Annotated in this window: 8 protein-coding genes; 2 read left to right on the forward strand and 6 right to left on the reverse strand. The window is 60.5% G+C overall.

All coding sequences use genetic code 11. The features are described from left to right. A partial coding sequence (locus tag AC1DZ8_RS20595; protein ID WP_477401541.1) for an Ig-like domain-containing protein occupies positions 1–2,097 on the reverse strand: 2,097 nt, incomplete at its 3' end. Between the two features lie 322 nt (positions 2,098–2,419). Here AC1DZ8_RS20595 and AC1DZ8_RS20600 point away from each other — a divergent pair. Continuing rightward, a complete protein-coding gene (locus AC1DZ8_RS20600) occupies positions 2,420–3,364 on the forward strand; it encodes a transglutaminase-like cysteine peptidase (RefSeq protein WP_477301984.1) in 945 nt (314 codons plus the stop codon). A 115-nt stretch (positions 3,365–3,479) separates the two neighbouring features. Here the strand turns inward: AC1DZ8_RS20600 and AC1DZ8_RS20605 are convergent, their stop codons facing one another. The 5 genes from AC1DZ8_RS20605 to AC1DZ8_RS20625 all read right to left on the reverse strand — a co-directional run bounded on the left by AC1DZ8_RS20605 (position 3,480) and on the right by AC1DZ8_RS20625 (position 11,835). Beyond that, complete coding sequence (locus AC1DZ8_RS20605; RefSeq protein ID WP_477301986.1) at positions 3,480–4,121, reverse strand: ribbon-helix-helix domain-containing protein; 642 nt, start codon at positions 4,119–4,121, stop codon at positions 3,480–3,482. After that, positions 4,111–5,400 carry an HlyD family type I secretion periplasmic adaptor subunit gene (locus AC1DZ8_RS20610; RefSeq protein WP_477301988.1) on the reverse strand — a complete coding sequence of 430 codons (1,290 nt, stop codon included), beginning with the start codon at positions 5,398–5,400 and terminating at the stop codon, positions 4,111–4,113. The genes AC1DZ8_RS20605 and AC1DZ8_RS20610 overlap by 11 nt, the downstream gene beginning before the upstream one ends. Positions 5,401–5,445: 45 nt before the next feature. Continuing rightward, positions 5,446–7,578, reverse strand: a complete 2,133-nt coding sequence (locus tag AC1DZ8_RS20615) for a type I secretion system permease/ATPase (protein ID WP_477401544.1) — start codon at positions 7,576–7,578, stop codon at positions 5,446–5,448. Positions 7,579–7,615: 37 nt separating this feature from the next. Beyond that, entirely contained in the window at positions 7,616–9,064 is a 1,449-nt protein-coding gene (locus AC1DZ8_RS20620) for a TolC family outer membrane protein (protein WP_477301992.1), read from the reverse strand. Positions 9,065–9,543: 479 nt separating this feature from the next. Further along, a complete protein-coding gene (locus AC1DZ8_RS20625) occupies positions 9,544–11,835 on the reverse strand; it encodes a mechanosensitive ion channel family protein (protein WP_477301994.1) in 2,292 nt (763 codons plus the stop codon). Positions 11,836–12,298: 463 nt separating this feature from the next. Between AC1DZ8_RS20625 and AC1DZ8_RS20630 the strand changes: the two genes are divergently transcribed. Further along, positions 12,299–13,213 (forward strand): MBL fold metallo-hydrolase, encoded by a 915-nt coding sequence (locus AC1DZ8_RS20630; protein ID WP_477301996.1) that lies wholly within the window; start codon positions 12,299–12,301, stop codon positions 13,211–13,213. The last annotated feature ends 303 nt before the right edge of the window (positions 13,214–13,516 follow it).

Below are 13,516 nucleotides of genomic sequence, written 5' to 3' on the forward strand. Positions count from 1 at the left end.
GCTGTTGTCGAGCACATAGGACCACGTGCCGTTGGCGTTCTGCGTCAGCGTGCCGTAGGTGCTGAGCGCGGTGATCGCCGCCGCATCGCCACCCGACCAGGCCACGAAGCTCTTGGGCGTATCGGCGCCCGAGACGTCGTTGGCAAGCACATCGCCCGAGACCGTGCTGGTCGGCGGCGTGTTGGCCGCACCTGCGCCGTCCTCGACGACCGCGTACGGGCCGTCATTGACCGCTGTCGGCACATCGTCGACGATATTGACGGAGAGCGTGGCGTTCGTGCTCTGCAGATCCTGGTCGGTCAGCGTGACGGTGAAGTTCTCGAAAAGGCTGTTGGTGTTTTGGCCCGCGGCGTGCTCCTCGTTGTCGAGAAGCGTGTAGGTGTAGCTCACCTCGCCGGTGGCGGCATTGTAAGCCGTCACATTGAGTGTGTTGCCGAGCGCGGTCGTGAAGGAGCCTGCGGTGAACGTGCCATTGGTGATGAAGGCGTGGCCGTCGATCGCCAGCGAGGCGATGCCGTCGGGCGAGGAGATGGTGAAGGTGCCGGCGCCGGTCTCGGCCGTGCTTGCCGGATCGGACCCTGGTCCGCCCGGCGTCCCGACATTCAATGCCGCTTCGTTGACGATGACGTCGCCGCCACTGGCCTCCGGCGTCAGGTCCGTGATCTCCGGCGTCGAGTTGCCGATCGAAATCGTCAGCGTGGTGTGCGAGGTGTCGCCGTCGCCGTCCTTGATGGTGTAGGTGAAGACGTCGTCATGACCGCCGGCCGAGCCGGCATCACGGGTATAGGTGTAGGTGCCGTCGGCGGCCAGCGTCAGCTTGCCGTAGGTGCCCTGGATCTGGACGCCGAGCGTCGCGGCATTGTCGAGGGCGGCATTGGTGTTGCCGGCGGCGACGCCGACCACGGTTGCGCCGTCGGCGCCCTTGGTGTCGGCAACCCCGTCGGTGGTGTTCGCGTCGGCCGCGTCCGTACCGCCGACAAGCACATTGCCTGTCGCGGGGCCAAACTGGCCGGCGGCGATGCTGTCGATGTCGGCAACCGCCGTAGGCACGTCGTCGATGATGGCGACGGCAAAGGTAGTACTGGCCGAATCGCCGTCGACATCCGTAACTGTGATGCTGAAATTGTCCGGAACCGTGTCGTTGGGATTGAACCCGTCCCCCTGAAGGGGATGGGTGACCGATTCGGTCACCGTGTAATTGTATTCGATAGCACCCGTGCTCGGATTGTAAGTGACGATCGTCAGGTACCCGAAATCGCCCGGAATCTGCTGGCCGACGCCGGTAACGGTGACGCCGTTGATGACGATCGACCCGATACCATCCGGTGCGTTGATGCTGATCGTTCCGATGCCGGAGGTTTCAGCATTGCTCGGCGCGTCGCTGCCGGGTGATTGTGAAGGGCCGCCGTCGATGCCGGTTTCGCTGGCCGCCTGGTCCGGGGTGAGCAATGATGTGGCCACCACTGAAACCGGCCTGTCGACGACAGACGGAAAGAGTTCGCGCCGATCCAGAAGCCCAAATTGAAGAGCTGTCGGGGGCAACAGGGCCGACAGGTCAAACCCGTCGCCGATGCCGCCGGGGGGAACCGAGAAATCTGCGCCTGCACTTGGGTTCGAACCGCCCGGGCCGGCCGATATCGAACCATCGGCACCGAAGGCGACATCGACATGACTTGCCTCAAGCGCTGCCAGCAAGGCAACGCGCGGCACCTCGACGTCACCGATGATGAAGGTCGGCACGTTGAGCGCGCCATCCTTGATCACGATCACCGAGCCATCGGCCTGTTCGAGCACGAGGTTGTGGCCGTCGACCTTGATGTTGTCGATCGAGACGTTGGCGGGAAGCTTTACCACGTTGCTGGCGTCGGCCACGTATTCGTGCGGCGCAGCTGCAGCCGGGGCCTTCGCCTCGGCAGGTGCATCCTGTTTGACGGGCGCACCGCTGCCGACATCGACCGGTACGGGCTCGGCAGGCGCCGGCTGCGCGGCCTGCGCCACCTGGATCCCTGCCTGCGCCGGCGAGCCGCCATGTTCATGAGGAGCAGAGTGCTCATCCCAAGAATTCGAGACGGTGTCCAATTCGTTACTGTTCGCCATAACCAAACCCCTCCGGTATTTCCCGGAAAGAGACAGTGACGGCCCCTGCTTTGCAACTATCCCGCAATCACTTTAATATATTCTGGTATGCCCATTTCAGCATTTTTTACGTGTGGTAAACACCTAACATATAACCTGATATACATTGCCTGAGTCGCGCTGCGTTTGATATCCGCCGGTCCTGCTAGGTTGGTAAGCAGAAGTATAAATTTGAATAAAATTTTACACGAAATAGATGTTCTCGTTTGCGAGAAACTTATCCACCTTCCTTTCCAGTAATTTGAGACAAGATGGGTAGCGTCCACAGTCAAAGGTGGGCGTTATGAAAAAAGAAAAATCTGCCGCGGGAATCACCGGGCTCAAGCTGCTCCTGCTGGCAATCGGCATCGCAAGCCTGCCGCAGCCATCATCCGCGAGCGCCATCGCAGCTGACGTAGGCCGCACCGACGCGCTGCTGGCGGCGGTCGAAACCCCGCCCAGTCTCGGCGGCGTTTCACTGCTGCGGCCGCAACCTTGGCAGCCTGTTTCGGCCTACAGGATCGGCATGATTTTCGGCAGCTATGGTCCTGTTGCCGTTCATGAAAAGGGTGATCCTTCGATCGCGCAGGACGACGCCGGGATCGACCCGATCCAGACGGCGGCGATCATTCCCGGCGTCTTCGGTTCGGTTGCCCTGTCGATGCGCAATTTCCCGGTTTCGGCGCGCTGGGCGCCCGTCTACAAGGCTATTGTCGAGTGCACCGCGGCCAGCGCATGCGAGCGCAACAACAGCATCTTCGCCGGGATCGTCGAGGCAGCCCGGGACAAGCGCTTCATCGACAAGTTGTCCTTCGTCAACTCAAGTATAAACCGTGCGATCGCCTACAAGAAGGACAGCGTGGTTTACGGCAAGCTCGACTACTGGGCCAAACCCTCGGAAATCCTCGAGCGGCGGGCAGGGGACTGCGAGGATTTCGCCATCCTGAAGATGGCTGCGCTGTTGCATGCAGGCATCCCGGCTCAGAGCATGTCGCTGGTTGTCCTGCAGGATCGCAAGCGCGGTTTCTTTCATGCCGTGCTGTCGGTCAGCACCGGCAGCGGCGTTTTCATTCTCGACAGCCTGAGCAATGTCGTTTCGCGCGACAGCGATCTGCCGAGCTACGTGCCGCTGTATTCGTTCAGCACCGACCGCGCGTGGATCCATGGCGCAAAGACCGGCTCTGCGCAAATCGCCGACATCAAGGGCGGCCTTTCGACGGTCGCGCCGGGCGAAGGTCTGCAGCAGTAAGTATGCCTTCAGGGTGTCTTCTGCGCCCGGGAAAAGCGCGTAGCGCTTTCCCTTGGGGATTGCGAAAAACAAAGGGACAGAGCGGCTCGCCGCTTCCGTGAACCGGTGAAACGTTCTAGCCGCCGAAGACGAACGCCATCAGCAGTTCCGGCTCGACCACCGGCGCCCGCACCGCGTTCAGTTGACCCCGGTAGCGGCGATCGCCGGCGCCGATGACGAAACCGGTGGAGACCGGGGTCTCGCCATTGGCATCGAGCCTGGCGAATATGTCGGCGACATTGAGGTCCAGCGCCAGCTTGAGGTCGTGGCGCGCGTCCTCGTTCGGCGCCACCGGCAATTGACGACGTACCAGTTGCTGGAACGGCGCATTGAACGTCAGGATCTTCTTCGACGATGACAGGGCAAAGGCCGGCGAGGGACAGGCGACCAGAATGGCGTTGATGGTCTTGATCGACGCCAGCCTTTGCAGGGTGAGGTTCTCGTCGGCCAGTCCACGCATGCAGGCCACGCGGATTGCCGATGTCAGGTTTCCGGTGTTGGCGTGACTCTCGGCGATCTCTTCGATCAGCATGCCGATCGTGCATCTGCGGTTTTCGGCCATTTGCTTCAGCGAGGTCCAGAACGCCCGCTCCAGGCGAATACCGCGGCGCGTGCCGCCGCGCGCCACAACCCGGAACTCCAGTCCGAAATCCTCTGCCGCCAGCGGTGGCAGCAGCCGGTCGCGATCGGCAGGAGGGGAGATCAAGCTACCGCTCACTCATCGCCTCCTCACGCGCCTTGTTGATCGGCTTCATCAGGTAGGTGAGGATCGTCTTGCGTCCGGTCTTGATGTCGACCGAACAGATCATGCCGGGGATGATCGAATAGGTCTTGCCGTCGCGTGTCAGCGTTGATTTGTCGGTGGCGACGCGAACCTGATAGTAGGGCTCGCCGGTCTTCTGGTCGACAAGGCTGTCGGCGGTGATGTTCGAGACCTTGCCTTCGATGCCGCCGAAGATCGAGAAGTCATAGGCAGTCACCTTGATCAGTGCATCCTGGCCCGGCCGGATGAAAGCGACGTCTCGCGGCGAAACCCGCGCTTCGACCAGCAGGGTCTCGGAGGTCGGCACGATGCCCGCGACCACTGCGCCGGGCTGGACGAAGGCGCCGACGGTGTTGATATCGAGCGTGTTGACGATACCGTCGACAGGCGAACGGATGTCGGTGCGCGCCACCTTGTCGGTGGCACCGCGTATCGTCTCATCCACCACCGAGAGGTCGGCCAGCGCCTCTGTCAGATCGCTGAGCGCTTCCTGTTGCAATTGCAGGCCGAGTTCGTCGACCTGAAGCTTGGCTTCGGTGATGGCCGACATGGCTTTCTTGATGGTTTCTCCGGCAAGTGCCAGCTGGCCGTTGAGCTCGGTCTGCTCGCGTTCGACGCGCAGTTGCTCGGTTCGCGCCATCAGGCCTTTCTTGACCATCGCTTCGACCAGCTTCGCCTCCTGGTCGCTGACGGCCAGATTCTTGGTGAGGCGATCGGCGTTGGCGTTGGCCTCGTCCAGTTCCTTCTCGCGCTGATCGAGGCGCGACTTGAGAACCGACAGCTTGACTTCGAAATTGTCGCGCCGCGCGACGAGCAGCTTCTGCTCGTTGTCGCAGATTTCCGGCGCCACCTTCTGGATCTCCGGCGGACAGGGAAACGCGCCCTCGAGTTTGCCGGTCTGTTCGAATTTGAGCCGTGCAATGCGCGTCTGCAGCGCCCGCGCCTTGGCCTGCTGCTCGCCAAGGCTGGACGTGTTGAAGGTGTTGTCGAGGCGAATGATGAGGTCGTTCTTCTTGACGACCTGCCCGATCGTCACGGCAATTTCCTGAACGACGCCCGGCTCGCTGGCCTGGATGATCTGGGTCTTCGACGCCGGTATGATCTTGCCGTCGCCGCGTGCGATTTCATCGACCTCGGCAAAGGACGCCCAAGCGACCGAACTCGCAAAAAGCGCTCCGATGATGAATATCGACGCCGACGCGAAAAGCGGCGGACGGTCTTCCCTGGCAAGCATTTCCAACGCCCCAACGTATTGAATGCACTCAACAAGTCTGTTCTGTCAGGCGCTCGTTCTCTGCAGCGCTTGTATCACTTGGTCTTTCGGTCCATCGGCAACGATCTTGCCCTGCTCGATGACAATCAGGCGGTCGGCCAACTCTAGCATGCTGTAGCGGTGCGTTGAAACGATCAGTGTCGTGCTGCGATCGAAGGCCACTTTGAGCTGCTTGATCAGCTGGCGCTCGGAAGCCAGATCCATCGAGCCGGACGGCTCGTCCAGGAAGACGATTTTCGGCTTGGTCAGCAACAGGCGGGCAATTGCCATTGTCTGCCTCTGGCCGCCCGAGAGATTGGTGCCGCGCTCGCCGACATTCATGTCGTAGCCGCGCGGATGGCGGGAGACGAAATCGTCGACGCCAGCAGCCTTGGCCGCTTCGACGATCTGTTCATCGGTGGCCTCCGGACACGCCATCAGGAGGTTTTCCTTGATGGTGCCCGAAAACAGATCGTTGGCCTGCGCGACGATACCGACCGCCGCGCGAACCTCCGATGGGTGGTATTGGCGGATGTCGATCCCGTCCAGCAGCAGCTCGCCGGAGGTCGGCAGGAAGAGCCTGCCGATCAGCCGCCCCATGGTCGTCTTTCCCGAGCCTATGCGGCCGATGATACCGATCCGCTCACCGGGCTTCACCGAGAAATTCACGCCGGTCAGAACTTCGTTTTCGGAACCCGGATAGACAAAGCCGACATTCCTGAACGCCATCGCGCCATTGCGAATGGGGCGGTTGACGAAACCAACCGTGTCCGGCCGATCCTCCGGCTGCGCCATGATCGAGTTGACAATTCGCAAGGAGAGCATTGCCTGACGAAGTCTGGACAAGGTGATAGCGATCTGCCCGAGCGGGGCCACCGCCCGGCCTGCCAGCATGACGGTGCCGATGATGGCGCCGGTGGAGACATGTCCTTCCGAAAAGGCATAGGCGCCGGCCACGATCAGGGCGACGGTTACCAGCTGCTGGATGGCCTGCGTTATGTTGCCGGCGGCAGCCGACAGCTGCTTTATCTTTTCGGACGTGTTGGATGCGTTCTTGGAGTGCTCTGCCCACTTTCGCAGAAGGTACGCCTCTGCCCGCAGCGACTTGATCGTCTCCAGCGTGGAGATGGACTCCACCAGCAGGGCCTGGCGTTGCGAAGCCTCGTTCATGGAAGCAGCAACCCGTTTGCCGATACGCCGTTGTGTGATCAGCCCGACGATCACGGAGGCGACAAAGGCAATGGCCGGTATGATGACCAGCCAGCCGCCTATCGCATAGATGACAAGAAGAAAGACGAAGACGAATGCTGTGTCGATGAACACGCTGATGGTGTTCGACGTGAAAAACTCGCGCACGAACTCGTACTGCGTCACCCGATTTGCATATTCGCCGGTTGAGCTGGGCCGTGCCGACAAGGACGAGTTCAGCACTTTCTCGAACAGCATGTAGGAGATGCGAAGGTCGGCCTTGCGCCCGGCATAGTCGATCAGCGACGCTCTGGCAGTTTTCAACAGCAGGTCGAACAGAATGACCGCGCCGATGCCGATCGACAGCACCCAAAGCGTCGATATCGCCTTGTTTGGCAGGATTCTGTCGTAGACATTCATGGTGAAGATCGGCGAGGCAAGGGCCAACAGATTGATGAATACCGCCGACAGAATGACCTTCGAATAGGTGCGCCAGAATGGCCCCATCGTTCCCGTCAACCAATGTCGCCGCTCAATCTTGGCCGCCGAGCCGACGCTCATCCCCTCGACTGCATTGGCATAGGTTATCGAGAAGGAAACGCCGCCGCTTATGAAGCTTCCGGCAAGTTCCGCTTTGCTGATTGTTGTGCGGCCGTCCTCCTGGGGAGCGGTGGTAAATCCACCGTCCGCTGTCTCGGCAAGCAGCGCCACCGGCAATTGGCTGACGCGAAACAGGATGGCGGGGAGGTCGATGCGTCCGCGAAGAAAGTCGCGATGGCTGAACTCCGTGATTTCAAGACCGATGCGTTCGGCAAGATGCCGAACGGCGTCGATATCGATCTGGGTATCCGACAGCGGCACGCCGGCAAACAGCACGGTCTCGGCGCTCGGCCTGCCCAGGTAGCCGGCAACAGCTGAAAAGCAGGCCTTGAAGGCCTCCTTTGGGGACAGGATTTTAGGTTGTGGGTTCACGATCCGCCCGCAGGACTATCGTTCGACCTTGGCCTTCCTATTTCTTCCTTACTGGCGCGAGGATGTCAAAAGGCAGATCGTTCTTTTGCTCCGACGGCGTGCGTGCATAGGTTTCGGTGTCGGCCGTTTCCGGTGCATTGAACTCGGCCTTGGCGTAGGCGGTTGCCTGCTTGGCCGGATGAAGGCCCATGGTGTTCAGCAACTGTCCGGTTGCCGCCAACAGCCGGTACTGGGCGAACAGTGATGCGTAGGACGCGGTGTCGGCGAGCGTCGCTGTGTTGAACCTGGTGTTCTGCGCATCGAGCACGTCGAGCAGCGAGCGCTGTCCGACCTTGAACTGCTCGCGATAGGACGCGACCAGCCTTTCGTTGGCGGCGGCCTGAAGCTTCAGCGTCTTGGCCAGGTCGGCCTGCCGGAAGCGGCGATCCCATGACGTACGGACGGCTTCCTCGATCTCGCGCAGGACCTGGTGCAGGACAAGGCGCTGCTCGCTGGTGCGGCGGATTTGTTCCTGCTCGTTGGCCTTGTCGATGCCGCCGCGATAAAGGTTCCAGCGCAGCACGACCCTTGCCTGAAGGTCGCTCGTGTCGCCGTCACTGCCATCGATGTCGGATCCTGCCCGGGCGACACCTTCGGCGGTGATCGAGGGCCCGAATTTTGCCCGTGCGGCATCCACGAGGGAGGCCGCGGCGTCGATATCGCTGTTGGCCATATGCACGCGCGGATTGTTCTGTCTTGCCAACCCGATTGCTTCATCAAGCGATCTCGGCAGCGCGGCGGACACATCGCCCGGCCTCGATGCACTGGTCAGCGGCTTTCCGACAGTCTTGAAGAACCGGATCTTTGCTGCCTCTAGTTCCTCGGTGGCTTCCTGCACACGGGCCTTGGCGGCGAACAGCCGCTCCTCAGCCTGCTGACGATCGGCCTCGTTCAGCGCGCCGCCGGCAATGCCTTGCCGGATGTCGCCGAGAATTCCCTGATGGAATCCGAGGTTCTTCTTCGCCTCGGCGACGATCGAGGCCTGCAACATGGCTTCGAGATAATCCTGGACAACCGAGAGCCCGATGAATTCGGACCGTTCCAGAACCCGGAACGAGGCGCCGTCGACGCGCGAGGCCTGGCGGTTTAGTTCGGCACGCCTTGCACCGCTGTCGTAGAGGGTCTGCGTAACCGTGAGATCGGTTTCAGCTGGATAGAGCGTGTCGTTCTCGATGGAAAGAGAGCGCCTGTCCGGATTGTCGAGGCGCCGAGCCCCCGCGGACGCTTCCAGGTCAACGCTGGGAAGATAAAGCCCCTTCGCCTGGCGCAGTTCGAATTCGATTGCTTCGCGGTTTTCGATGGCCTGGCCAATCTCGGGATTGGACTCCACTGCGACTGCCATCGCTTCTTTGAGAGTGAGCGCGTGGGCATTCCCGCAGCTCAATATGGCAACCGTCGTCAGCAGGCCAAGCCGCTTGCATATGGCCGAAATAGTTGTCGAATTCATTTTACCCCGCCCCAACGTTTCCCCCTGCACCTTATTCCAAGCGCTACAACCCAAGCACGATTGTCTACAAATTACATTTTAGTGGCCACTAAAACGTTGGGTTCAGGCCATAAATTTGCCGAATGTAGCAAAAATAGCACAAAAAATGCCCGACTACGAGTTCAGGCCGACTCTATCCGACCTCGCACATGGCAAACGGGAAGGCTTACGAAAAGGGCTACAAGGCTCTCTTACAACCACTTTTCCGCTGGTAGACCGACTATTTCTGGGTGCATATTTCCCTGCGGATATCGGCAACTCCTGGTTGACGGCTGTCATTGGCACGTAAGCTTCAGCCCAATCCCGAGGACCTTCAAGTGGGAGCGACACTCTGGTTGAGCGCTGCCAACCACATATGCCTGTTTCCACGGTTTGAGACCCTCAAGCTGAAGGCGCCCAAGTGGAAAGCCCGCGCGGTGACCGGGGGTGTCAGAGCTTTCCTATTCCGTTGTGCCGGCTTTTTTTCTGCGCCGATTGGTGTGCGACTGCGCGACGGCCATTTGCAACTCGGGCGTGATCTCCAACGGCGCATTCTCCGCCTCATGTGAGTTCTGCAGCCCTTGGACGTGGACAGTCGGAAATGGCAGTTCGATTCCCTGCTCTTTGAAGACCTGGCGCAGGCGCACATAGAATTTGCGTTTCATGCCGAAGGCGCCTCCGGGTCTGGTCATGGCCTTGACCCTCAAGACGATGCCGTACTCGCCGAACTCCTGTACGCCCTGCATCTTGATCGGGTCGAGCACCCAGTTTTTGAACTCGGGATCTTCCGCCAGTTCGAGGCCGATTCGCTTGATAAGCTTGCGCGCGAAGTCGATATCGGTGTCATAGCCGACGGTGATGTTGAACTTGTCGATAACCCAGTCACGGCTCTGGTTCTGGACTGCGCCGAGTTCACCGAAAGGTATGGTGAACAGCGGACCACGATGGTGGCGCAGCTTCACCGAGCGCAGCGAAAAGCTTTCCACGGTACCCTTGTAATTGCCCGAGGAAATATATTCGCCGACACGAAACGCGTCATCGAGCAGAAAAAACACGCCCGAAATGATGTCCTTGACGATGGTTTGTGCGCCAAAGCCCACCGCGACGCCGACGACGCCGGCGCCGGCGATCAGCGGGCCGATCTGGATACCCAGCGACGCCAGCATCATCAGCACCGCCATCACGATGATCGATGCGAGCAGAATGTTCTGCAGGATCGGCAACAGCGTGTGCAGCCGCGCCTGCTGCGGATCGAGGATCGGGACTTCCTCCTCGCTGATCACAGGGTGCGGTGCTTCGATTCCCAGCTTTCGTTCGATCAAGGCCTTGATGATCGACCAGCCGAAATCGGCTGCAAGCGCAATGACCACGACATTGATCAAGCCGCGCAATATGAGCGTGGTGGTCGTATCGCTGTCGCGCATGGATTGCATGTTCAGGCCCAGGACACGCGCGAGAAAGTAAGCCGCCGCCAGGATAAAAATCATCCTGATACCGCGATCGATAACAGCGATCGTGACCGCCGGGACAGTCGGTCGGCCAGCATCTTCCGAACCCGGCCGCAGAACGAAATTGACCCCGCGCTCCGTCAGCACGATTGCCAGGGGCAGGAAGAATGCGGCGAAGGTAAACCAGAAGAAGGTGTAAAGGCCGGCGATGCGCTCGAGGAACAGAACGACGAAATAAGCCGTCAACAACCATGTCACTGCCGTATGACCGCTGTGGCGCGCATCGTCTCGCAGTATTCTTGGCCGACGCCAAACGGCTAGCAGAAAGAGCAACAGCAGTATGAAATCGGCGCCCACCGACAGGACCATCATTCCGTCCTGGTCGATGCCGAGACCCGGCAAAAGGACAAACGCGGCGGCGAAGAAGGCGAAAACGCCGACGATCCGGGGCAGCCAATAGGACCAATGGTCAGCCGCTTCGTTGGTGATCGGCAGGGCGCGAACCTCGACGGCGTGCTCGACCTCCATAAAGGAAGGGACGAGCAGGGCCATGACGTATATGCGCACAGCCCACGTAAAGACCGCAGCCATCAGAAATGTCAGCACGATCTCGCGGATGAGCATTGGCCAGTCGAACAGCATGAACGCGCCGGCGCTGCCCAGCGCGAACGAGCCGATCATCATGCTGGAATAAAGCGTGCGACCGCCGATCTTCTTGGTCCGCCCGATGGGCGTATCTTTCGGCTGCGCGATGACCCAGAGGCGAAATGGACGGGTGAGCTTGTATATTGCCCAAGTGAGTGCCAGCCCGGCGGCGATGAAGATCGCAATCAGCACCAATATGCCGACAGGCCCCCTGCTGGACATATCGTCCATAGTATTGGCCCGGACGCGGGCGAACTGGCCTGGCAGCGTGGGCAAAGTCCGCACGATTTTTTCGATATGATGCTTGATCCGATCGAGCGTCGAGGACGCCATCGTATTCATCGGACCTGGTGCGGCCACGGCGTCGGACGGTGCGTCGGTCGGCGAAGCAGCTGCCTCGGCAGGCGCTCCCGTTGATCCGGCGTCCTGATTTCGTTGTTCGGCCACCCAGACCTTCACCGACGGATCGTCAAGAAGCTCGAACAGCTGTTTGACCCTTTCAGGCGGGACGGGTGCCGGCGCCTGCGCCTGTGCCTGACCAGCCAACAAAAGGGCGATCACAAACACGAGCGGCCTGGCAATCAGGACAAACATCGCCTTCAGATCTCCGAGACGTCGTGCCGGGCGCGCCAGAGTCTTGGCGCCCAATCGTCGATTCATGAGTGGCATCGTGCTGTAACCTTCCGGTCAAATCGGCGAGCAAAGACAGCCAGGTCCGCCGTTGTTCCTACCTTGAACAAGCCGATGTTGTGGCGCAAGTCTCATCGTTCCTGGCTAGCCCGATGGGCAGGACACCTGACGACCGACAAGGCTGTCATCATGGCCTTTGCTTCATTCGCTGGCGACAGGGGGGCGCGCCGCTACGTCTTGCTGACCCACAATAGCAGTTGATTTTATTGGTAAAAGTGGCCCCAGACGTTTCGGGATGTCCATCGCATTTGCTGTTGTTTCGACATAAGCCTTATGTCTGTCCCTTATGCCGGAAGGGCTTTACAGTTCGGCAATTAAGGATAATTGATATCCACAAGGATGTACAATATCCTTAATAACGAAATCGACCGTGGCGTCATTATCGGTCGGGCGGACCTGATCGGTCCAAAGCCACTGGCAGCAGGAGACAAACATGAGCTCAAACAACACCGCACATGTCGAAAGACCGAGGCCCGACGAGTTGGTCCCATCGCGCTATGCGCTGCGGATCGGCGACATTGAGGTGCTGATCATCAGCGATGGGGTGCTGCCTCTGCCAACCGAGACGATGTCCACCAATGTCGACCCGGCCGTCCGGGCGGCGTGGTTCAAGGACATATTCCTCGGCCCGGATGCGTTCGACTGGGCGCTGAATGTCGTCGTGGTGCGCAGCGGTGGCCGGACCATCCTCGTCGACGCCGGGTTGGGGACGGAATTTCCGGGCTTTCCGCGGGCCGGGCAGTTGGTCCGTCGACTGGAAGCCGCCGGTATCGACCTCGGGTCCGTGACTGACGTGGTGCTTACACACATGCACATGGATCACGTTGGCGGGTTGCTCGTCGACGGGGTAAAGGACCGGCTGCGTCCGGACCTGCAAATCCACGTGGCCGCCGCCGAAGTCAAGTTCTGGGCAGCGCCCGATTTCTCCCACACCGATATGCCCTCGCCGGTGCCGGATGTGCTTCGATCGGCCGCCAAGCGGTTCTTGAACGACTACCGCAGCCATTTGCGCCCGTTCGAGGAAGAGCATGAGGTGACGCCGGGTGTGATCGTCCGTCGCACTGGAGGCCACACCCCCGGGCACAGCGTGGTTCGCGTATCATCCGGCGATGAGGGGCTGACGTTCGCTGGCGACATAGTCTTCCCGGTCGGGTTCGACCACCCCGACTGGCACAATGGTTTCGAACACGACCCTGAGGAGGCGGTCCGCGTTCGGATCCGGCTTTTGCGGGAGATGGCGGCGACTGGTGAGCTGCTGGTGGCCACTCATATGCCATTCCCGTCCATTGGCCGGGTGGCGATCTCCGGCGACGCCTTTCGCTGGGTGCCGTCCTTCTGGGACTATTGATCGTCCAGGCCTTTCATCCTGACGACCTGTCGACTGGCCGGCTCTCACCAAGAGGGCCGGTTTTCTTCGTAGATTCTGCCGAAGCGCGGAGTGGGAGTCTGCAACTTGAAGGCAATCGTGCCAAGTCGCAGGTCACCGCGGTCGCAGCCAGCCACGCGGTCTACGTCTCGCAGCCCAAGGCTGTGGCCAGGATCATCGAGAGGGCGGCGCAGGACCTCTCGGCAAAATAAGCCAACGCGGCGGGAGAGGTGCTCCCCCGCCGTCATCGGACGGGCCGTCTACAAAGGCACGAAGCCGGTATCG

The sequence above is a fragment of the Mesorhizobium sp. P2_F7 genome (genome assembly GCF_056403695.1).